The following is a 22,587-nucleotide window of genomic DNA, read 5'->3' as shown; positions in this document are numbered from 1 at the left end:
CGGATTATTACGGGGAAATAATCCGCTTGATCTCACTCAGTTTGTTCAAGGCTTCTAAGGGGGTAAGATTATTCACGTCCAAGTTCTTGATCTCATCCCGTACTTGGCTCAACACCGGATCATCCAACTGGAAGAAACTCAGCTGATACCCCTCGGCGGCAGAGGCGATCGCTTTTACAGGCTTACCGCCGATGCCTTCCTGACGATTCTCGGACTCCAACTGCTTCAAGATCTCATTCGAACGCTTCACGATGCTTTTAGGCATACCGGCCATTTTCGCCACGTGGATACCAAAGCTATGCTCGCTTCCTCCCGGTATCAACTTACGCAAAAATATCACCTTATTCCCTACTTCCTTGACCGATACGTTATAGTTCTTGATCCGCTTAAAGGCACGCTCCATCTCGTTCAGCTCGTGGTAATGGGTAGCGAACAGCGTTTTCGCCTTCGCATTCGGGTGCTCATGAATATATTCCACGATCGCCCAAGCGATTGATATGCCATCGTAGGTACTGGTACCCCGCCCTAACTCGTCGAAAAGCACCAAGCTCCGGGAAGTCATATTATTTAATATATCGGAAGCCTCATTCATCTCGACCATAAAAGTAGACTCACCCACCGAGATATTATCCGAGGCGCCTACACGAGTAAATATCTTATCCACGATACCTATATGGGCGCTCTCGGCCGGAACAAAGCAACCGATTTGCGCCATGAGCGTAATCAAGGCTGTCTGACGCAATAAGGCGGACTTACCGGCCATATTCGGACCCGTGATAATGATGATCTGTTGTTTCTCGTCATCCAGATAGACATCATTGGCGATATAAGGTTCTCCCAAGGGCAGTTGTTTCTCGATTACCGGGTGGCGACCTCCCTTTATGTCGATCTTGTCGGAATCACTCACGATCGGACGGATATACTTATTCGCCTCCGCGGCCTTGGCGAAAGATAAAAGGCAATCGATACGCCCGATCAAGTTCGCGTTCATTTGGATAGGCGGAATATACTCCGTCAAGGCCAATACCAGCTCATTGAAAAGGCGGGTCTCCAGAGCAAGGCTCTTTTCTTCCGCCCCTAATATCTTCTCCTCGTATTCCTTCAACTCCTCGGTAATATAGCGCTCGGCGTTCACCAAGGTCTGTTTACGGATCCAATTCGCCGGGACTTTATCCTTATGGGTATTACGTACCTCTATATAATAGCCGAAGACGTTGTTGAAAGCGATCTTCAAGCTTGGGATACCCGTCAATTCGATCTCGCGCTGCTGTACCTTCAACAAATAATCCTTGCCGGAATAAGCGATGGCACGCAAGTCATCCAATTCCTCGTTGACCCCCTTCGCTATAATTCCTCCCTTATTGACCAACGAAGGGGGATCGTTATTAATCTCTTTCTCAATCCGGTCGCGGATCAAGGCGCAAGCGTTTAATTGCTCCCCGATCCGGCATAAGCTGGGTTCCCCGCTCGCCATACATGCCTCCTTGATCGGCTCGATCGCACGAAGCGCGACCTTTAGCTGAACCACCTCACGAGGAGATACACGGCCGACAGCCACCTTGGAGATAATACGTTCCAAATCGCCGATCTGCTCCAACTGCGTATCCAGCAACTCCTTTGTCTCCGGTTCACGGAAGAAATAATCCACGACCTCTTGGCGTTCTTGGATCGGTTTTACATCCTTTAGCGGGAATAGTATCCACCGGCGAAGCATACGAGAGCCCATCGGCGAGATCGTCTTATCGATCACGTCCAACAAGCTTGTTCCCTCATCGTTCATCGTACCCACCAGTTCCAAGCTGCGTACCGTAAACTTATCCAAGCGGACGTATCGATCCTCCTCGATACGGGATAAAGCGGTGATATGGGAAATATGCGTATGCTGGGTCTGGTCCAGATAATACAGAATCGCCCCGGAAGCGATAATACCTAATTTCAAGTGTTGTACGCCAAAACCCTTCAAGTTCTTCGTCTCGAAATGCTTCAACAGGCGATCCTCGGCGGCCGAGGTCGTAAAGATCCAGTCATCCAGCTCAAAGATAAAGAAACGAGGATCGAAAGCCTCCTCGAAACGCTTCTTGTTTCCCCGTTCGATCAACACTTCCTTCGGGGAAAAATTATTGAGTAATTTGTCGATATAATCGATGGAACCCTCCGCTGTCATGAACTCGCCGGTAGAGATATCCAAGAAAGAAATACCACATACCTCCTTGGCGAAATGGATAGAGGCCAAGAAATTATTCTCTTTATGATTCAGTATATTATCATTGATGGAAACACCGGGAGTCACCAATTCCGTAATACCCCGCTTCACCAGTTTCTTCGTCAACTTAGGGTCTTCCAGCTGGTCGCAAATAGCCACACGCTTTCCGGCCCGCACCAACTTCGGCAGATAAGAATCCAAGGCATGATGTGGAAATCCCGCCATCTCAACATGCTGCCCTACGCCATTCGCACGTTTGGTCTGTACGATACCCAGTATTTCCGCGCCAATCACGGCGTCCTCGCCATACATCTCGTAAAAGTCTCCAACCCGGAATAAAAGGATAGCGTCCGGATGTTTCGCTTTTATATCGAAATACTGCTTCATCAAAGGGGTTTCCACAACTTTTGCCACGATAGTAATCTTTTAAATGCGTTTACGAATTAATCCGCACAAAGGTACTATTTTTTTTCTATCCGTTTACTTTCTTATAATCCGCTAGAAAAGTAGCTAGCCCACTATCCGTTAACGGGTGTTTCAATAAGCCTTTAATGGCGGACAAAGGACAAGTAGCCACATCCGCCCCGGCCTCCACGCATTGGATGATATGCTGGGTGCTACGGATAGAAGCCGCTAAAACTTGGGTATCATAATCATAATAATCATACATTTCCACGATCTTACGTACCAGCTCTATCCCGTCGCTGGCAATATCATCCAAACGCCCGACAAAGGGCGATACATACGTAGCCCCGGCCTTAGCCGCCAATAACGCCTGACCGACAGAGAAAACCAGCGTACAATTCGTACGGATGCCTTTTCTGGTGAAATATTTTATCGCTTTAATCCCCGCTTCGATACAAGGTACTTTAACGACTATATTAGGATGTAAAGCTGCCAACTCCTCCCCTTCTTTTATCATGCCCTCTAAGTCGGTAGCGATTACCTCGGCGCTTACATCCCCGCCCACGATCTCGCAAATTTCCAAATAGTGTTTCCGTTGATTTTCCACCCCCCGGATTCCCTCTTTCGCCATTAAGGACGGATTAGTCGTCACGCCATCCAATACTCCCAATTCATTCGCTTCCCGGATCTGGTCCAGATTCGCCGTGTCAATAAAAAACTTCATAGCTTTAAACTTTAATGTTACGTATTTGTATAACCCTTCTGATTCGCTATTAGTTCTAAATCAACCGTCTCAATCCCCTACTAATTCCATATACAAGTCGTTAAGCCGTTTGTGGAGATATAAAACAGCGTATTTTTCCGGGATAGGTATGCTTCTTGATACGATCTATGATCTTAGGGAGACGATCGAGAAGAAGATATATTTTATTTTACAGACAAAGTATATTTCCTATCGATCCATTCGGCCAATGAAATACCGCCCAATTCTTCGATAGTCTCTTTCCTTTTATAAGGTTTTAGTTGATGAATACGTTTCCAAATATCATTAAGCCAGACCTCATATCGGTTAGGCAACATAAGTTCTGGACGGAATTCCGATATATCTAAGTCTAAATCATCACTATTAAGAAGATAGTTCTTTATTAAAGTCGCAGATTCTAACAACTCACCAACCACATGCGGTAAAGGAAAAGGCAGAAGTTCATCATTCAGTTTCAATTGTTGGCCCCCTGCGGAAAAAGTGTCCCGCATATGAAAATTAACAACAGACCGGCGCGTACATAACCATAAGGCAGCATTCTCATAATTCCCACTCACTACTTCCGGGAATAAAATAAATATCTCCGCTTTTAGTCTCTTATTCCTTTCCGGATCCGCATATTCTCCATTATCCACCCACAGGCTTATATTCATATCCGTATGCTCCTCCAAACTTTCCTCAGCGGAAGTGCCCAACCACCAAGGCATAGCTTTCTTTTTGGCTTTAATGGCTTTTTCCCTATAATATTTTCGAACGATCTCTATAGAATCCGGAGCATTCCTTAATTGATCATAAGCAACTCCCATCTTACTAAAAATAGTCTGCTCTTTCGTTAATTCCATATTAATCAAATAACGGGGAGAATGGGTAACAGCTATATCGGAGAGACAATCCTCATAAGGACGGCACTTAAACTCCGCCGTCTTACCTCCCAGTTTGCCGAAGAGCATATAGATATTTTCTACATTCTTATCACGTGTAGACTCCACGATGCTACTTCCCGTAGATGTCCAATGGTTCTCTTTTGTAGATTTTACCTCAACCCCATAATATTTCTCCGCGATAATATCTGGAAAATATTGGGCGGAAACCAAGCGTATCTCCTCCACACGGAAAGGAGTTCTACCGCAAAGTTCTTTCATCACGTTCACTACTACATTTTCCAGTTCCTTACTCTTACAATCGCAATACGTACCCGGAATAGCAGCTGCTTTTTCATTCAAGTATGATTCCAGCATAAACATAAAATCCGCAAAAGCCTCATCCGCTTTTTGAAGATTTCTATTACGCACAGTAATAATATTCTCCTCTTCCATATTATCTCTTTTTAAAATACAACGGCCATAAAGTCTGTATGCGATTCGCTATATGATACGCTAATACTGGAGGAACCGCGTTACCGATCACCTTATAAGCGCCTGAGGCACTTAACTCAAAACGTGTACTGTTCTTTTTATGGGAGACAAACGTATAATCCGGCGGAAACGTCTGTATCAAAGCACATTCTCGAGGAGTTAAGCGACGTTCTTGTAAACCGGCGTCTAATTCTTCCGTAATAACGCCCCCATGCTCCCGGGATAAACGACGGTATTCTATATTTCCATGATGCTCGGAACGAATCGTCGGGCCAATATTATCCAGCGCGATCTCCTTTTGACCTTGACAATGAGCTCCCATATATTTCGCCTGTGAATAATACCGCTGGGATGGATCTTCTGTCCTATCCGGTTCCTCCAATCCTACAAATACATCCCGACAAACCACCGGTGGCAATAGTTTCTTATCTTCCACGGTGCAAGCATGTGTCGGACTCGGATAAGGATCGTAAGCTTTGGGTATCTTCTCCTCTTGAAGCGCTCTTAAAGCCTTAACCTTTAACGCGGACTTACGTATCCCGATAAAAATCACACGCTCTCTAGACTCCGGAACCCCATAATTGCCCGCATGTAAAACTTGAGGATCTAAAACAATATATCCATCCCCAGCCGCATGGGCGAAGTCTCTCTGAATAATACTTTTCACGTCTCCCAGATTCACCAGTCCCTTCACGTTCTCCGCGATAAATATCTTGGGTCTCGTAATATCGATCACCTGCTTCATCCAATAGTAAAGTTTACCCCTCGTCTCTTCCGAGGCCTCATCGTCCTCACGCAATTTCCCGGTATGATCCTTATTCGACTCAAATCCCAGACGTTTACCAGAGACACTGAAATCCTGGCAAGGAAAACCTCCCGTGACGACATCTATATTTTTAGGGAAAACTTTTTTCCCCGCTCGATGCTCTTTCACCAAGTCTACGATACTCTTTGTATTATAAACGTTTTTATCATATCCGAATCGATCCATATATTGAAGCCAAGCGGTTTGTGCCTCTTTCAATATATCATTCGCAAAGACCGTTCGAAAACGATTCTTCTGTAAACGAACCCAGTGTTCATCGATAACCTCTTGAACCCAGGTACTTTGAGGAGATATAGACTTACGATGACATATAAAATCCCCCTCGAATCCTAAATCCATGCCCCCACATCCAGAGAACAGGGACAAGACCCGTAGTTCATTTGATGTATCAACCTCCTTTTCACTCATTTTCATATTCGATCCTTACTATAAGATATGCTTAAAGAACCACAAATTTACGAAGAATTTCAATTTTTTTGTTTTCATAGTCAATTGATTTTGATTCGGCATCCACTATTGGATAGTTTGTCAAAGATAGTTCTTAATCACGAGAGAGACAATATCGCAAACAAAAAATGCCTCAATAATTCTTGAGAATCTATATACATTATACAAGCAAAAGCCATGCATAGAATTATCTCTCTACACATGGCTCTTTTCACGTACTCTTTTCTTATAGGCAGTTATTCATCTTTGTTTTGGTTCCAAATAAAACATTATGTGTTTCTATACTTTATTATTCTATCATTTCAAAACAAAAGGAACATATACAGAGAGCATCAAATCCGAAAGATGTCCACGACGGCCATTAGCCGGTCCGTTATTGAAATGCTTCAAGGTATTGAAACAGCCATACTGATAAGAAAGGCCGAACTCACAATGCTTGCTTAAACGATATCCCACCTTCGCCATCACGGACAGGTCAAACACGGCTTGTGGCTGTACATAAAGCGTAGGAGCGATACCGACACCTAAATGGAATTTCTTGGTAAAACGCCAATTCCAACTAGCGGCTACGGAGATAGGCATCACAAACTCATCGAAAACATCAGCTTTCTTAGAAACATATATACCATCCTCTATACTTTCATAATAAGGAAAATACTTCGTCGTTTCCATCTTCTGAAATCCCATCGTAATATCCAAATCATAAAAGAATTTCTGTTCCGGAAGGAATCGAAAGCGATAACCGATCATACTATTTAACTTATAATCGTGCCGATAAGACCAATTTGATTCATCACCCCAAGTAGTTCGTTTCCAACTATCTTGTAAAGGAAATCCAACACCGGCACCTACTAATAAGCCATGCTCAATTTGGGCGAAAGTAGAAGTAGAAACCAATAACAGTAAAAATAAAATTTTTTTCATAAATTATCACCAGTCTTCTTTTAAACTTATTTTTGCAGTCCCTTTATTACTTTCAGGCATTTCATCTGACCAAATTTCCATTCGTCCAGAAAACTCAAATCGAGGAGGAGTTACGATTGTAACTGAGTTTCTTGGATTTTCACCAACATGCCCTAACATACCTCCTTGATCCTTAGCTAAAAGTTTATTATATACATCTGTATGTAAAAGAATTGTTACCCCATTTTTATTCTGATAATTTTTAATTGAAACATTATATACTTCAAAACCACTTCCTGACCCTGAAGCTGTAAGACGTAGTATAATCATTGTACGGTGTTTTTTCCATAAAACTTTCTTTTTTTGACTAAGATAATCAAAGCCCAATGACAAATAATTTTTATTTTCAATAGTTTGTAACTCTATAAATCTTGGAATAGCTCGAACCTTTACATAATCACCACCTGGTATTTGATATTTACTTTCAGCTAGGTTTATATCATTCTTTTCATTTGTAGCTTCATTATTACCATACAATGATATCCCTGATCCGAAATATTCCTCTAAAGCCTTATATACAGGAGCATGTGCTACACTATCTCCTATCAAAAACACCCCCCTTCTATTCACAAAAGAACTATATGTAGAACCTTTTAATTTATAATGCGCAATAAAATCTGTAGAATCATAAGGTTCAAACATGAAAACATCATCATATTTTTGTTTGAATTCTTTGATTTGATGAGCAGGCCAAGGTTGGCTAAGATCTTTCTCATAATTGTCTACAATAAGCTCCTGTTCTTGATCTGCTTCTTGCATAAGTTGCCATTGACTTACGAAACCTGCCCCCGAGAAAATATTATTTCTCTCTTCTTCTGACATATCATTCATCTCCCAAAGCATCGCATTAAAGACGGAATCATTCTTGAACTGAATACATTTATCTCCCGCATAATCTACAATTTGGAAATCTGCTTCACCAACAAAAGCCTTTGTTTGTAATCCTGTCGTTTCAGCAACATTAATCAATTCCGCATCATTACTACATGATATCATCAATAAAGTACATGCAGATGCTAAAAGCACTGTCTTTTTGTCCATACTTCTAAAATTTGAATTATTTATAAATTAAAAAAACCTTCTGCGTAGTTTTCTGAATCTGATATATAAAGTCCATAAGATCCAGAAGTACATTCATCTAATGAGATAATACTAGAAGAAACATCTTGTGTATCCACTATCTCCTCATAAACGATATTTCCATTCGCATCCACAACAGATACTCGTACCTCTCCTATATATTCTAAAAACTCCAAAGACAAAACTTTTGAAGTTTCATCTATGTCTGCTTTTATAGGTACATCCAAATTTACAGATCGCTGTTTTTTCTTAAGATGACCATGTAAAGGCACATGACCTGCAAAAGATGGAATACAAATTGAAAAAATAAACAACACTGTTAGTAGCCATTTTACATTTTTCATAATCTCTCTTTTTTTGTTATGTTTCGGTTGCAAATCTAGAGATTATATATGATCTAAAGGGGTTAAATTATGTAATCCACATAGACAAAGAAAAAAACGTAAACACTTGACAATCAAATACTATAAAAACAAATACATAGACAAACAATCGTAGAGCCCCTTAAATGAAGGTTTATTACATACTAAATATTAACAAGAGATTCATACAATCCTTGTTTACCTTCCCAATTTAATTTCTTTCGTACTCGCAAACGTGTACGATCGACGGAAGTAGGAATAATATTTAAAAGGATAGATATAGCTGTTGAATCAAGTTTAAATAATGTAAGGAAACAAAGATGCATCTCCGATGGTGACAAGCCTGCATCCTTCAGTACCTTTATAACACTAGGGTAAACTTCCATCATCAAAACTTCAATATCAATCCACATTTTTTCGGAAACGGGTGCTTCAGAATGATTAGGCTGCACAGTTTGAGATATTTTCTTTATTTTTTTAGCTAAATTACTATTGAGAATTTTAGATTCTCTTAATTCGAATAATCGAGATCTCAAGCTATCTACCTCTTTCTGTACATTTTCATATTCCACTTGCATTTTCACCGAAGAATACTGAGTATTTTGCAATTGGATTAGTTCATCACTCTTTCTCCGAAGTTCTGCATATAATTGATATATGCTTTGATTCAAAGTATTAATTTTTTCTTGTTGTTTTAAAAGTGAACGATTCTTTCTTCTTATCGTAGCTAAATAGACAATAATGAGTAAAGCACATAAAAATAACAATATCAATATAAAAGTATAATTCCTTTGCCCCTTTAATAGTAATCTTATATTTTCATTATGCAATTTCAAATGTTCATATTTTTGTTCTGTATCATATATATCGACAGATTTACTTATATTCATAAGGGAATCCTCTGCTGCTACATATTCTTCATAAAAAGACAAAGCTCTTTTATAATCATCTCTTTCTTTATTTATTTTATAATAATGATAAGCAATAGTAGCCGGTACAAAATCATTATCTATGGATACACTATTAGCCTTTTGAAGATAATTTTCCGCTTGTTCTAAATTTCCACGCTTTTGCTCAAGATCTGATAAGGTCAAATAATCCGAAGCAGTATCACTCGAATCCTCTTTTATGCTCTTCAATAAATATTTTTCAGCTAAATCATATTTTTCCAAAACATTAAATATATTACCTAGACCATTGTATACATAATTTCTAACCTCATCTACTCTCAAGGAATCTATTATCACTTCTGCTCGCTTCAATATAGTTAAAGCTAAATAATTAGAATCAACATCCATATAACTCCTTCCCTCATTCACAAACGAACGCACATAGCTTTTCATATTACCGGCCAATCGAAAATACCGTCCGCTCTCCTTATATTTTTTTGCAGCTAACACATAACGATCATCCAGTTCATACAAATCCCCCATATAACTACAAATATACCCGGCACGATTATAGTTCTTAATCGCCAACGCTACCTCCAGCGCATCGGAGTAAGCCCTCATTGCCTTCTCGTACTCCTTATCCTCCACATACGAACGCCCCAGATAAAGGCCGATCTCAGCCTCCTCTTCCCGCATCTTTTTCTTTTGATAGTATTTCAAGGCGATCTCAAGCTGGTTCGTATAAGGCATTTCGTCCTCTATTTTATCGGCGGCACGTGCGTACAACATACACCAACGGGCTATCAGACGGGGACTCATCTCTTCCGGGAGCGGAATGGAATCCAATGTAGTGATTACGCTATCCGGATAGGCATCAAACAGGCGTTCCGCCTGATTGATCAAACGGATTTCCTCAGATTCATTTTGGCATCCTACCACAAGGAAAGTCAAGGAAGTTAATAGTATATATATAAATGACTTCATCCTTTATTATAGATAAGCAAAATTAAATATTTTTAATTCATAAACAAACGATAGAACAACAAAATAACAAATACAAGAAGAAAAAACACACAATAAGTCCATGCAAAGGTATCAAGTTATATATACATGAATATCAGTGATATAAAAACATCATCATGTTTTCCGGAAAACACGTACATGTTTTTCCAAAAAGTCGTACGTGTTTTTCATAAATCACGTACGTGTTTTTCCCGGAAATCTTATAAGGAAAATAAGAACACATAAAAAATAGACAATAAGCCGGATCAGCAATAATTCATTGTACAACTTACAAATGCAACCAATCATAAATATCCAACTAGCTTATTGCTTATCTCAATTATTTTACAAACCTTTGCGAACATAATATTAAACTAAAATCTTTACTATGGAATTACAAACGATACAAAACAAGATTCACGAGATCAGAGGGCAAAAAGTCATGCTGGATTTTGATCTGGCGGAAATGTATGGAATAGAGACAAGGGTACTTAAACAGGCAGTCAGGCGTAATCCTAAACGATTCGAGGGAAATGATTTTATGTTTGAATTGACCAAGGAGGAACTTTCAAGATCACAATTTGTGACCTTGAATAAAGGTAGAGGTAATAACTTTAAATATATGCCATTCGCTTTCACGGAACTAGGAGTCGCAATGCTAAGTAGTGTGCTGAACTCAGACATTGCGATCGAAATCAACAGAAACATTATGAGAGCCTTTGTCGCTATCCGGAATTATACCTTACAAACTACCACTAGTTCCATCGAAATTAAAGAACTACAAGAACGTATCAAATCTCTTGAAATGGCTAATGAGGAAACCCTTTGCGCTATCAATGATCTCAGTGAAGACACCCAAAAGTCTTTGGATAATATTTACATAGCTCTTTCCGAACTGGCTACAAAGAAAAAGAACAATGCTAAAAGACCTAAAATTGGTTATATCAAATAAAGTAAACTAATAAGTTCTTATACTATGGAATTACAAGCGATACAAAACAAGATTTATGAGATCAGAGGGCAAAAAGTCATGCTGGATTTTGATCTGGCGGAAATGTATGGAACAGAAACCGCCCAACTGAAACGTGCGGTCAGACGAAACATAGAACGCTTTCCTGATGATTTTATGTTCACATTAACAATTCAAGAATTTAACAACTTGAAAAACAATATGGTATGCCAAATTGGCATCTCAAAGAAAGGAGGTAACCAATATGCTCCATTCGCTTTCACGGAGCAAGGTATAGCAATGCTTTCTTCTGTACTCAGATCCGATACAGCCATTAAAGTCAATATCTCTATCATGCGTGCTTTCGTCGGCATACGACAAATAATAAGTTCTTCCTCCCCTTTGTTTGAACTCCAACAAGAAGTAAAGGAACTCAAAGCGTATATCGAAGAAGCATTTGCCGATTACAACGACATCAACGAAGATACCCGTACGCAACTTGAGCTAATCAATCTGTCACTCGCTGAGTTACAAGCGAAAAGAACCGAGAATCAATCTCGCCCCCGGATTGGTTACGTGAAATAAACAGTTCATGTAAATAACTCATATAAAATAAATAAATTCACTAACTTTGTGGCCTTAAATAGAAAACGATACAAAAACGATAAACGATCATGGAGTACAATTTCAGAGAGATTGAGAAGAAGTGGCACGACTACTGGATTGCCGAAAAGGTTTATAAAGTCGAAAAAGACACGAATAAGCCTAAATACTATGTATTGGACATGTTCCCCTATCCTTCCGGTGCGGGATTGCACGTTGGCCACCCGCTCGGTTATATAGCTTCTGATATTTATTCGCGTTTCAAACGTTTGCAAGGTTTTAACGTATTGCACCCGATGGGTTACGACGCTTACGGACTACCCGCCGAGCAATACGCTATCCAGACCGGACAACATCCGGAGATCACGACAAAGAACAATATAGCCCGTTATCGGGAGCAATTGGAAAAGATCGGTTTCTGCTACGATTGGAGCCGTGAGATCCGTACCTGCGATCCCGAATATTACAAATGGACGCAATGGGCCTTCATCCGGATGTTCAACAGCTACTACTGCAACGACGAGAAACAAGCCCGCCCGATCAGCGAGTTGATACAGGCTTTCGAGACCAGTGGTACGGAAGGTCTGAACGTAGCTTGCGGAGAGGAACTTAGTTTCACCGCCGAGGAATGGAAAGCCAAGAGCGATAAAGAAAAACAAGAGATATTACTCAACTACCGGATCGCTTATCGTGGCGAGACCATGGTAAACTGGTGTGCCGCCTTGGGTACCGTATTAGCGAATGATGAGGTCGTGAACGGTGTTTCCGAGCGTGGAGGCTATCCGGTGGAACAAAAGATCATGCGCCAATGGTGCTTACGTGTATCCGCTTACGCGCAACGCCTGTTGGACGGATTGGATACGATCGACTGGACGGATTCCTTGAAAGAGACCCAAAAGAACTGGATCGGACGCAGCGAAGGTGCCGAGGTTCGCTTCAAGGTAAAAGACAGCGACAAGGAATTCACGATCTTTACGACCCGTGCCGATACGATGTTTGGTGTTACCTTCATGGTATTAGCTCCGGAAAGCGAATTGGTTCAACAATTAACTACGGCAGACCAAAAAGCAGAAGTAGACGCTTACCTAGATCGTACCAAGAAACGTACCGAGCGCGAGCGCATCGCCGACCGTCAGGTAACCGGTGTATTCAGTGGTTCCTATGCTATTAACCCGTTTACGGGCGAGGCGGTTCCCATCTGGATCAGCGACTATGTATTGGCCGGCTACGGTACGGGAGCGATCATGGCGGTTCCGGCGCACGATAGTCGCGACTACGCTTTCGCGAAGCATTTCGGACTGGAAATCCGCCCCTTGGTGGAAGGTTGCGACGTAAGCGAGGAAAGTTTCGATGCCAAGGAAGGTATCGTATGCAATTCTCCGAGAGCCGGCGTTACTCCTTATTGCGATCTTTCCTTGAACGGACTGACGATCAAGGAAGCGATAGCCGCTACCAAGAAATACGTAAAAGATCACGATCTGGGACGTGTGAAGATAAACTACCGCTTGCGCGACGCTATTTTCAGCCGCCAGCGTTATTGGGGCGAACCGTTCCCGGTATATTACGACGCCGATGGCATGCCTCAGATGTTGCCGGAAGAATGTCTGCCCCTGTTGCTGCCGGAAGTAGATAAATTCTTGCCTACCGAGACGGGCGAGCCTCCATTAGGACACGCCGTTAAATGGGCTTGGGACACGGTAAACCAAAAAGTCACCGAGGTATCGAAGATCGATAACCAGACGATCTTCCCGCTAGAGCTTTGTACGATGCCGGGCTTCGCCGGTTCTTCCGCTTATTATTTGCGCTATATGGACCCGCATAATGATAAAGCCTTGGTAGCTAAAGACGTGGATGAATATTGGAGAAACGTGGATTTATATATCGGTGGTACGGAACACGCTACCGGCCACTTGATTTACAGCCGTTTCTGGAATAAGTTCTTGTTCGACTTGGGTATCGTTTGCGAGGAAGAGCCGTTCAAGAAATTGATCAACCAAGGTATGATCCAAGGACGCTCGAACTTCGTGTACCGCATCAACGGAACCAATAAATTCGTTTCCTTGAACTTGAAAGACCAATACGAGGTCACCCCTATCCATGTAGACGTAAATATCGTATCTAACGATCTGTTGGATATAGAGGCTTTCAAGAACTGGCGTCCGGAATACAACGACGCGGAGTTCGTATTGGAAGATGGTAAATATATCTGCGGATGGGCGGTCGAGAAGATGTCCAAATCCATGTTCAACGTAGTGAACCCGGATATGATCGTTGAGAAATATGGTGCCGATACCCTACGTTTGTACGAGATGTTCCTAGGCCCGTTGGAGCAATCCAAGCCTTGGGATACGAACGGTATCGATGGCGTACACCGTTTCTTAAAGAAGCTTTGGGGCTTGTTCTTCGGCAATACGGATACCCTGCAAGTTACCGATGCCGAGCCTACGGCCGACGAATTGAAATCCTTGCATAAGCTGATCAAGAAAGTAACGTTCGACATCGAGCATTTCTCATACAACACGTCCATTAGCGCCTTCATGATTTGCGTGAACGAGTTAACGAGCTTAAAATGCAGCAAGCGCGCCATCTTGGAGCCGCTGATCACTTTATTGGCTCCGTTCGCTCCTCATATAGTGGAAGAGCTATGGCATCAATTAGGACATGATACGACCATCTGCGATGCCCGGTGGCCGAAACACAACGAAGAATATCTCAAGGAGAAATCCGTTGTTTACGCGATCTCATTCAATGGTAAAGCTCGCTACAACCTAGAGCTACCGGCGGATATTTCTAAGGAGGACGCCGAGAAAGCGGCTTTGAATCATGAGAACTCAGCGAAGTGGATGGAAGGCAAGGCCGTTAAGAAAGTTATTGTCGTTCCCGGCAAAATCGTTAATATCGTAGTGGGATGAACTTAAAACTCACAAAAATCTATTTTTCCGTACAGGATTATCTAATGATCCTGTTCGGAACTTTATTATACGGATTCGGATTCAACGCCTTTATCCTTTCCAACGAGATCGTGACAGGTGGGGTAAGTGGTATCTGCGCATTGATCTTCTTTGCCTCCAATGGATTGATCCCGGTATCCGTATCTTATTTTGTCATCAACGTAGCCTTGTTGGTGGTAGCCTTAAAGATCCTTGGTCTAAAATTCTTGATAAAAACTATTTTCGGAGTTTTCTCACTCTCGGCTTCTCTCTCTCTCTTCGAGTGGCTGCTGAAAGGACAACCTATACTGCACGACCAGCCGTTTATGGCTATCATAATCGGAGCGTTTATGTGTGGTGCCGGACTAGGATTGGTATTCTCGGCGAACGGTAGTACCGGAGGTACGGATATTATCGGTGCGGTAATCAATAAATATAAGAATATATCGATCGGACGTATCCTTCTGTTTTGCGATTTCTTCATCATCAGTTCCTCTTTCTTCCTGTTCCATAACGTGGACAAGATCGTTTTCGGTTTCGTGGAGATGGTCATAAGCAATTACGTTCTCGACATGGTATTGAACGGTAACCGCCAATCCGTACAATTCCTCATCTTCTCCCAGAAGTACGACGAGATAGCGGATCGCATCATCCATGACTTAGGCCGTGGCTGTACGATACTGGACGGCGAGGGCGGTTATTCCCGCAAACCCGTCAAGGTAGTCGTACTACTCGCCAAGAAATCCGAATCCGTCTCCATCTTCCGGATCGTGAAACGGATAGACCACCAAGCGTTCATCTCCCAAAGCATTGTCCGAGGGGTATATGGTGAGGGGTTCGATCAGATAAAGACTTAAAAAAGAATATACAAACAATTTAAAGCATTTCCATACGTTATATATCTACCGTATAGAAATGCTTTCTTATTTAATAGATTACGAAATATGAAACTTGTATTCGCGACAAATAATCAACACAAACTGGACGAGGTCCGCAAGATAACCGCCGGATACGCGGAAATCATAAGTTTATCCGATATAGATTGCCATGACGATATCCCCGAGACGGCAGATACCTTAGAGGGAAATGCTTTGCTAAAAGCCCGCTATATCAAGGAGAAATTCGGATATGATTGTTTCGCTGACGACACGGGATTAGAAGTCGAGGTATTGAATAATGCTCCGGGAGTCTATTCGGCTCGTTACGCAGGAACAGGGCACGACTCGGAAGCTAATATGAACAAGCTGTTGTCCGAAATGAATCATAAAGAAAACAGAAAAGCACGTTTCCGCACGGTCATAGCTCTAGTCCTTGACGGAAAAGAATATACCTTCGACGGTATCGTGAATGGCTCTATCACTACCGAAAAACGCGGAGATAGCGGATTTGGATACGATCCTATATTCATGCCTGATACCTATACACAAACTTTCGCCGAGATGGGTAACGATACAAAAAACCAGATCAGCCATCGTGCGAAAGCCGTCATGAAGTTAACATCATTTTTATCTGATTACAATTGTTAATATGAGACATATACTTACTATCATTCTATTTTCATTTTTTTCATTCACTGTATTAGCCGCTAATTTTAATACAACCGGATGGAAAACGTATCTTTCTTACAATAACACAAACAGCGTAGAGGAATCGAACGACCAAGTATTTGTGGTAGCGGAAGGATCTCTTTATACGTATGGAAAAGATGATAATAGTATTAAGCAATATTATAAAGGAAACGGATTAAATGATAATACGATTTCTTTGATCCGCTATAATAAACAAACAAAATCACTCCTTATTATCTATGATAATTCAAATATAGATATACTTGAGGGAGGAGTGGCGACAAATCTACCTTATCTGTCGACCAGTACGTCCATAAGAGACAAACAAATCAATTCAGTATTGGTACATGATGAATATGCCTATTTATCGACAGCATTTGGTATCGTCGTGGTCAATATGGCCAAAAAGGAAATAAAAGATACCTACAAGCTTTCCTTAAATATAACATCGTGTGCCATACAGAATGGCAATATATATGCCTCTACAACCAATAAGGCAGAAGTATCTTCGGGGATTATATACGCCTCATTAAAAGAGAACCTACTGGATAAGGCAAACTGGAAGCCCTATGGATTATCAAACCTTTCCGATAGTCATACGATCTCAGCTATCGCTTCATTCAAGAATACTTTGTTCTACTTGGTCAGTCAGCAAGGTATCTTCTATGAAAACAATGGAGAGCTTTCCCGAATAATAAATAGCTCAACCCTAAAATACATGAAAGTAATAGGCGAAAAATTAGCATGTATAGATAACTCAAGGGTTTTCATCGTATCCGATACGCAAAAGTTTGACCAAATAAACTTAAGTATCAATGATATCAGTACCTATCAAACAGACAAATATTGGATAGCGGAAGGAAGCAAAGGGCTACGTTCTATCCAACGGAAAGGATCAAATAGTTTTGAGGCTCTTAATGAACCTATCATTTTAGACGGACCTTACAGCAATAGCGCATTCGATATTGTTTGTAAAAATGATAAAGTATATATGATCATAGGAGGTAAAGACCTCCTAAATGGTAAGCGCTTCGACAAAGGAGGTTATATTCTTACATACGATTATGATAAATGGTCTTTTATCGATCCTAAAGAAGCCCAAAAGAAACTCAATTTACCAAGAAATCCACGAGACTATACAAGTATAGCCGTAACGACCGATGATTCTAATGATGAGATCGTATACGCCTCTTCCATGGGTGATGGCGTTATCCAATATAAGAATGGAACTCCCGTCCAGTCATACAATGAAAAGAATGCCTTTAAAGAAACCGCAGGAGGCTATGGGTCCGGTTATTGTTATATAGATGGACTGGCCTTTGATAAAAATGGAAATTTGTGGATGACAAGCTCAGAGGTTAACCATGCGGTACTTGTTCTTGACAAAGCAGGAGCATGGCATCGTTTGGATATCGAGCAACTTAGAGGAGTTTATACAATAAACGATATACTTATAACCTCCACTAACGACAAATGGATTTATGTGCCTCGTAACACACCTAAACTTGTAATGATACCGAATAGCGAGTCTTTAGATGAAGTTTCCTCGTATGAGTTTACTACACTTATTGATACCGACGGAAAAGAATTGACTCCTAGTAATTATACATGCGTAGCCGAGGATAAGGATGGATATATCTGGGTTGGTACGAATCGGGGGGCCGTATATTTCACTAAACCTAGGATCTCTTCCGCTGAGGATAAAGCCGCTACACGTTGTACAAGGGTAAAATATACCAATGAGGAAACTGGTAATCTCGCTTATTTCTTAGATAACGTTGTTGTCACGACCCTAAAAGTAGACGCAGGTAATCGAAAATGGATTGGAACCAAAGGAAATGGCGTCTATGTTCTAGATAATGATAATGAGACAATCGTTTATCAATTTAATACGACCAATAGCCCGCTCCTTTCCGATAACATATACGATATAGAGATAAACGATAAGACCGGTGAGGTTTTTATCGGTACCGATAAAGGACTAAATTCCTATCAAGGAGAAGCTTCGGAAGGTAAATCTGATTACTCGGAGATCTATGCATATCCTAATCCGGTACGTCCCGAACATATGGATAAAGTAACGATTGTAGGATTAATGGATAATTCGAATGTAAAAATCACGGATTTAAACGGAAATATTATTTATCAAACTAAATCCTTGGGGGGGCAAGCTATCTGGAATTGCCGGAGCGCAAGCGGATCACGTGTAGCGACAGGCGTATATCTTGTACTAGCTTCCACAGAGGAAGCCTCAGAGAGCGTTGTAACAAAAATCATTGTAGTCAAATAGAACAATGAATCAATCAGAGAAAGTTTTACTCAACTCCAGATTAATAAATCAAGTAAAAGAAGCGAATAATTTTGATTTTATTCGCTTCTTTCTTGCGTATTCTGTCATGTTCAACCATTTCAGCACACTGACAGAGACAGATCCTTTTTGGTTTGTTAGCGGAGGATTTCGAGTGAAAGGTTTCTTTATTATTAGTGGATTTCTTGTTATGTTTAGCTTCTTACGTACGCCTAATACCCGGATTTTTTTCCGTAAACGTATTCAACGTATTATGCCCGCCTACAGCTTGACTATTTTATTATGTGCCTTAATCGGATTATTCCTTACTTCCTTATCCTGCAGGGAATACCTCACCTCTTCTAGCTTATACACCTATCTTATCTGTAATTTACTTACATTTAACTTTTTATCGCCGGATTTACCCGGCGTATTCGATACCAATCCTTTACAAGCGATGAATGGGTCTTTATGGACTATCAAGGTTGAATTCATGCTATATATCACCATACCCATTATCTATTGGTTACTGAAAAGATATAACAAATTAGTATGCCTACTTCTTATTTATATCTTATCTTTCATCTACTCGACAACGTGTAATTATTTAGATGATATGACACACAACCCTATTTATGAATTCATGAAAAGACAATTCCCCGGACAAATGATGTACTTTTGTTCTGGTATTATCATACTTGCCTATTTCCCTATTTTTCGAAAATATATGAGATATTTGTTCCCTGTCAGCCTATTTCTTTTATTGGGTAGAGAGTATCTGTTGCTGAGTATTTTCGAGCCTATCGCTCTAGCCTCTATCATTATCACGGTAGCTTATGGATTCAAGTGGTTACATGTATTCAATCGGATGGGAAATTTCTCGTATGGTATCTTCTTGATTCATTTCCCGATCATCCAGATATTCATTCATTACGGACTTGATCGGTATAGCTTTATATTGACATTGGCTCTTACCACTATCCTTAGCACCGGATTGGGTATGTTATCCTGGAAATACATAGAGAAACCCTGTTTATATCATCCTAAAAAGAAAGCCTAGAAGAACGCAATGACCGGATGATCTGATCTGTTATCTTCTCCGCTCCTTTCGCAGCGATTAATGCCAAGAACCAAATTCCACCATCCGTAAAAGAGGGAAACAACTACGACTGCAGAATTTATTTGCAATCGTAGTTGTTTCCCGAAGACAAACCAATATAGTAAAGATACAATATCAATGCTTTATACCCTCAAACATCTCCGAGCGATCTTCTTTCGCTTGGGTGGATTTAGCCTTGAAACTATTAAATGTCCAACTCAACGTCAACGTGATTTGTGGATATTTGGGTTTGATACGTGTCAGGGAGCGTAAATCTGCCGTTTGGATATCGCTGATATATTTGGCAGAACGGAAAATATCCCGGAAAGCTAAGGTGGCGGTTAGTTTTCGGTTACATAGTTGCTGACGGACGGCTACGTTCGCATACCAATAAGCGTCCGTACGGCCCTGCGTCGTTACGGAAGGGCCTACAAAACTACCATCCAATTGGATACGGGTGTATTTCCCCAGATTAAACAGGTTATTCCATAGGATATCGTAATTGGTGCTTGAGGTCGTATTTCCACCGGCGGCCTGTTCGTTCTTCACCTTATAGTGATAAACGTTTCCGTTGACCGTGGTATTCCACCAGCGCACCGGATGCAGGCTGACGCTTAGCTCGATACCCGTCGAGTAATCATGTCCTACATTCGCCATCGAATCCAAGGTTACACCAGCTGAATAGGGAACACGCAACCGCTCGATCTTATCCTTCCGATACCGATGAAAGGCGGTGGCGGATACCGTGTTTTCCCCGAAACTCTTCCGGTAGTTCAATTCAAAGGAGTTGATGTACTCCGGACGTATATCCGGATTACCGATCTCGGCCGTATAAAAGTCACGATACGTGATATAAGGCTCCATATAGAAAAGCTGCGGACGTGTGGTACGACGGGAATAGGAAGCCAACAAACGATGTTCATTCGGGAACGTATAGCCCAAATGCACCGATGGGAAAAACTCAAAACGATTCTTCGTACGATCCGCTCCCTCCACGGAACTTCGCAAGACCGTATGCGTATGCTCTCCCCGAACGCCGGCTTGCGCCTCTAAATTCTTCCACGTATGGGAAAGAATCGTATAGATAGAATTCACCCCTTCTTGAAAATAAAACGTGTTGTAGATATCGTCACGCCAAAAGAACGTTTGTCCCTTGGGGTCCCACCATTCCATATTGTAATCGCCGTCTTCCAGATAAGAATAATATTGGTAACCCGCCTCTAGCTTACCTCCTTTCCCGAAAGGCAAGGCGTAATCCAGATTGATACGCATCGTTTCCCGGTGCTCGGCCTCATAAGCACGGTGCCCCTGTTGGCGTTGCCCTTCCAAGGACATCAAGTCGTTAAAGAAATATTCCAAGGCATGGCCGCCATATTTGTAATAAGCACTACCGGAAAGCTCGTGTCCCTTATCGTTGAACTTATGCTGTACCGCCAGACTTCCCAAACCTATATTCTCATCATTATCATAATCATCTATGCTTCGATAATCTTCCGTCACCGGAGAGCCGCCCGCTACCGAACGGGTTTCCTTATAGTTCATTTCTCCCTTACGCTTATTTCCGCCATAGCCGCCCTCCAGATCCAACGCGATGGTTGTCTTGGGAAGATTCAGGCTCCAACCGCCTTTCATCGTATAATGATAGCTGTTTCCCGTACGAGGCCCGACGGAATGCGAGGTAGTGGTCTGATCGCCCACCACCGTCATCTTCTCTTGGTCGAAATCACTCTTGCGCAACCGGTCTGTCCACTGTCCGCCGATGTACCAACGGGAACGCTGATGTTGCTGTGCCAACAAGAAATCGACATGGCGGGAAAGCCACGTACTTCCCGAGAGATTCACCATCCCGCTCAATCCCCGCTGGGAATGCTTCTTCGTGATAATATTAATGATACCCACGTCGCCTTCCGTATCATGCTTGGCGGAGGGCGTCGTGATAATCTCTATATTCTCTATATGCCCGGCCGGGACTTGCTCCAAAGCCTGTGTACCCGAGAAGACACTCGGCTTACCATCTATGTAAACCAAAAAGCCGCTGCTTCCACGAAAAGTAACATCGCCTTCCGCGTCTACCCGTATGGAAGGCGTATTCTCTAATATATCCACGGCGGAACCGCCTCCTCCCATCATATTGGAAGAGGCCTCGACCACTTTCTTATCCAACTTATAAACCAATTGACGTTTCTCGGCCACTACCTCCACTTCGGCGATACCTACCTCCAAAGGACTCATCATCAACTTACCTAAATCCACCGGAGACGAGGCATCCAAGATGATATCATTCTTTGTAAACACATCATATCCCATCAGACGGACCATGACCACATAATTACCCGGAGCCACCTTAGTAAACGAGAAACGTCCTTGATCGTCCGGAAAAGTCTGTTGCAAAGGTTTTTCACTTCCCATCGTAAACAGAAAGATATCCGCATAATTAATCACTTGATTCGTAGAGGCATCTATTAACTGCCCCTTAATACGGGCATCCGGAGAAGAAGCCCACGAGAGCGCACAAATCACCCATAATAAGGCCAACATTAGTCCTATCTTTTTCATGATATTGAGAATTACAATTAGATTTCTACACAAAAGTAACTAAATTCAGAATGTTACGGTAATTAATAGCGATCATTCTTGATATATTCTTTCCCGGGATCGTCCGAGTTCGAGTAGCGAAGCAGATGGTTTCTTCCTAGCGAAACAAAAGTTTCTATATGGGAAAACAGAAGTTTCTTCAGTACAAAACTTTAGTTTTCTTCTATGAAAACAAATGTTTTCCATGTGTAAAACTTTTGTTTTATACCATAAAAAACCACAAATACTTATATATTAATATTTTATCTATATAAAGAAAG

At 41.6% G+C, this 22,587-nt stretch carries 16 protein-coding genes; 7 read left to right on the top strand and 9 right to left on the bottom strand.

Features of this window, described 5'->3' with window-relative positions:
- Positions 1–7: 7 nt before the first annotated feature.
- From mutS to HMPREF0999_RS06265, 8 genes are all read right to left on the bottom strand, one after another.
- Entirely contained in the window at positions 8–2,590 is a 2,583-nt protein-coding gene (mutS, locus tag HMPREF0999_RS06300; RefSeq protein WP_252283589.1) for a DNA mismatch repair protein MutS, read from the bottom strand.
- An 85-nt stretch (positions 2,591–2,675) separates the two neighbouring features.
- Positions 2,676–3,332 carry a fructose-6-phosphate aldolase gene (gene fsa / locus HMPREF0999_RS06295; RefSeq protein ID WP_005860406.1) on the bottom strand — a complete coding sequence of 219 codons (657 nt, stop codon included), beginning with the start codon at positions 3,330–3,332 and terminating at the stop codon, positions 2,676–2,678.
- Positions 3,333–3,535: 203 nt separating this feature from the next.
- A complete protein-coding gene (locus HMPREF0999_RS06290; protein ID WP_009016532.1) occupies positions 3,536–4,687 on the bottom strand; it encodes a hypothetical protein in 1,152 nt (383 codons plus the stop codon).
- Between the two features lies 1 nt (position 4,688).
- Positions 4,689–5,960 carry a DNA cytosine methyltransferase gene (locus HMPREF0999_RS06285; RefSeq protein ID WP_009275478.1) on the bottom strand — a complete coding sequence of 424 codons (1,272 nt, stop codon included), beginning with the start codon at positions 5,958–5,960 and terminating at the stop codon, positions 4,689–4,691.
- 336 nt (positions 5,961–6,296) lie between these two features.
- Positions 6,297–6,923, bottom strand: a complete 627-nt coding sequence (locus HMPREF0999_RS06280) for a hypothetical protein (RefSeq protein WP_005860400.1) — start codon at positions 6,921–6,923, stop codon at positions 6,297–6,299.
- 6 nt (positions 6,924–6,929) lie between these two features.
- The gene (locus HMPREF0999_RS06275) at positions 6,930–8,003 is read right to left on the bottom strand and encodes a DUF4848 domain-containing protein (RefSeq protein ID WP_005863763.1); all 1,074 of its coding nucleotides are present in this window, start codon (positions 8,001–8,003) and stop codon (positions 6,930–6,932) included.
- Positions 8,004–8,023: 20 nt separating this feature from the next.
- Positions 8,024–8,386 carry a DUF3244 domain-containing protein gene (locus tag HMPREF0999_RS06270; RefSeq protein ID WP_005860396.1) on the bottom strand — a complete coding sequence of 121 codons (363 nt, stop codon included), beginning with the start codon at positions 8,384–8,386 and terminating at the stop codon, positions 8,024–8,026.
- Between the two features lie 182 nt (positions 8,387–8,568).
- The gene (locus HMPREF0999_RS06265) at positions 8,569–10,278 is read right to left on the bottom strand and encodes a tetratricopeptide repeat protein (RefSeq protein WP_005860394.1); all 1,710 of its coding nucleotides are present in this window, start codon (positions 10,276–10,278) and stop codon (positions 8,569–8,571) included.
- Between the two features lie 406 nt (positions 10,279–10,684).
- Here HMPREF0999_RS06265 and HMPREF0999_RS06260 point away from each other — a divergent pair, with 406 nt between their 5' ends.
- From HMPREF0999_RS06260 to HMPREF0999_RS06230, 7 genes are all read left to right on the top strand, one after another.
- Positions 10,685–11,248: an ORF6N domain-containing protein gene (locus tag HMPREF0999_RS06260; protein ID WP_009275477.1), complete on the top strand. Its 564-nt coding sequence runs from the start codon at positions 10,685–10,687 to the stop codon at positions 11,246–11,248.
- Positions 11,249–11,272: 24 nt separating this feature from the next.
- Entirely contained in the window at positions 11,273–11,830 is a 558-nt protein-coding gene (locus HMPREF0999_RS06255) for an ORF6N domain-containing protein (RefSeq protein ID WP_009275476.1), read from the top strand.
- Positions 11,831–11,919: 89 nt separating this feature from the next.
- Entirely contained in the window at positions 11,920–14,760 is a 2,841-nt protein-coding gene (leuS, locus tag HMPREF0999_RS06250; RefSeq protein WP_009275475.1) for a leucine--tRNA ligase, read from the top strand.
- Positions 14,757–15,635, top strand: coding sequence for a YitT family protein (locus HMPREF0999_RS06245; protein WP_005860386.1), 879 nt, complete (start codon positions 14,757–14,759; stop codon positions 15,633–15,635). The genes leuS and HMPREF0999_RS06245 overlap by 4 nt, the downstream gene beginning before the upstream one ends.
- Before the next feature lie 87 nt (positions 15,636–15,722).
- Positions 15,723–16,304: a non-canonical purine NTP diphosphatase gene (locus HMPREF0999_RS06240; RefSeq protein ID WP_009016536.1), complete on the top strand. Its 582-nt coding sequence runs from the start codon at positions 15,723–15,725 to the stop codon at positions 16,302–16,304.
- A 1-nt stretch (position 16,305) separates the two neighbouring features.
- Positions 16,306–18,636, top strand: a complete 2,331-nt coding sequence (locus HMPREF0999_RS06235) for a T9SS type A sorting domain-containing protein (RefSeq protein ID WP_009275474.1) — start codon at positions 16,306–16,308, stop codon at positions 18,634–18,636.
- Positions 18,637–18,640: 4 nt separating this feature from the next.
- Positions 18,641–19,693, top strand: a complete 1,053-nt coding sequence (locus HMPREF0999_RS06230; protein WP_008773196.1) for an acyltransferase family protein — start codon at positions 18,641–18,643, stop codon at positions 19,691–19,693.
- A 174-nt stretch (positions 19,694–19,867) separates the two neighbouring features.
- Here HMPREF0999_RS06230 and HMPREF0999_RS06225 read toward each other — a convergent pair whose 3' ends face one another.
- Complete coding sequence (locus HMPREF0999_RS06225) at positions 19,868–22,288, bottom strand: TonB-dependent receptor (protein ID WP_009275473.1); 2,421 nt, start codon at positions 22,286–22,288, stop codon at positions 19,868–19,870.
- Positions 22,289–22,587: the final 299 nt, after the last annotated feature.

It is taken from the genome of Parabacteroides sp. D25 (assembly GCF_000307475.1).
GTDB classification, from domain to species: Bacteria; Bacteroidota; Bacteroidia; order Bacteroidales; family Tannerellaceae; genus Parabacteroides; species Parabacteroides distasonis.
The sequence above is the reverse complement of the archived record's forward strand: the minus strand, read 5'-3'. Positions and strand labels throughout refer to the sequence as shown.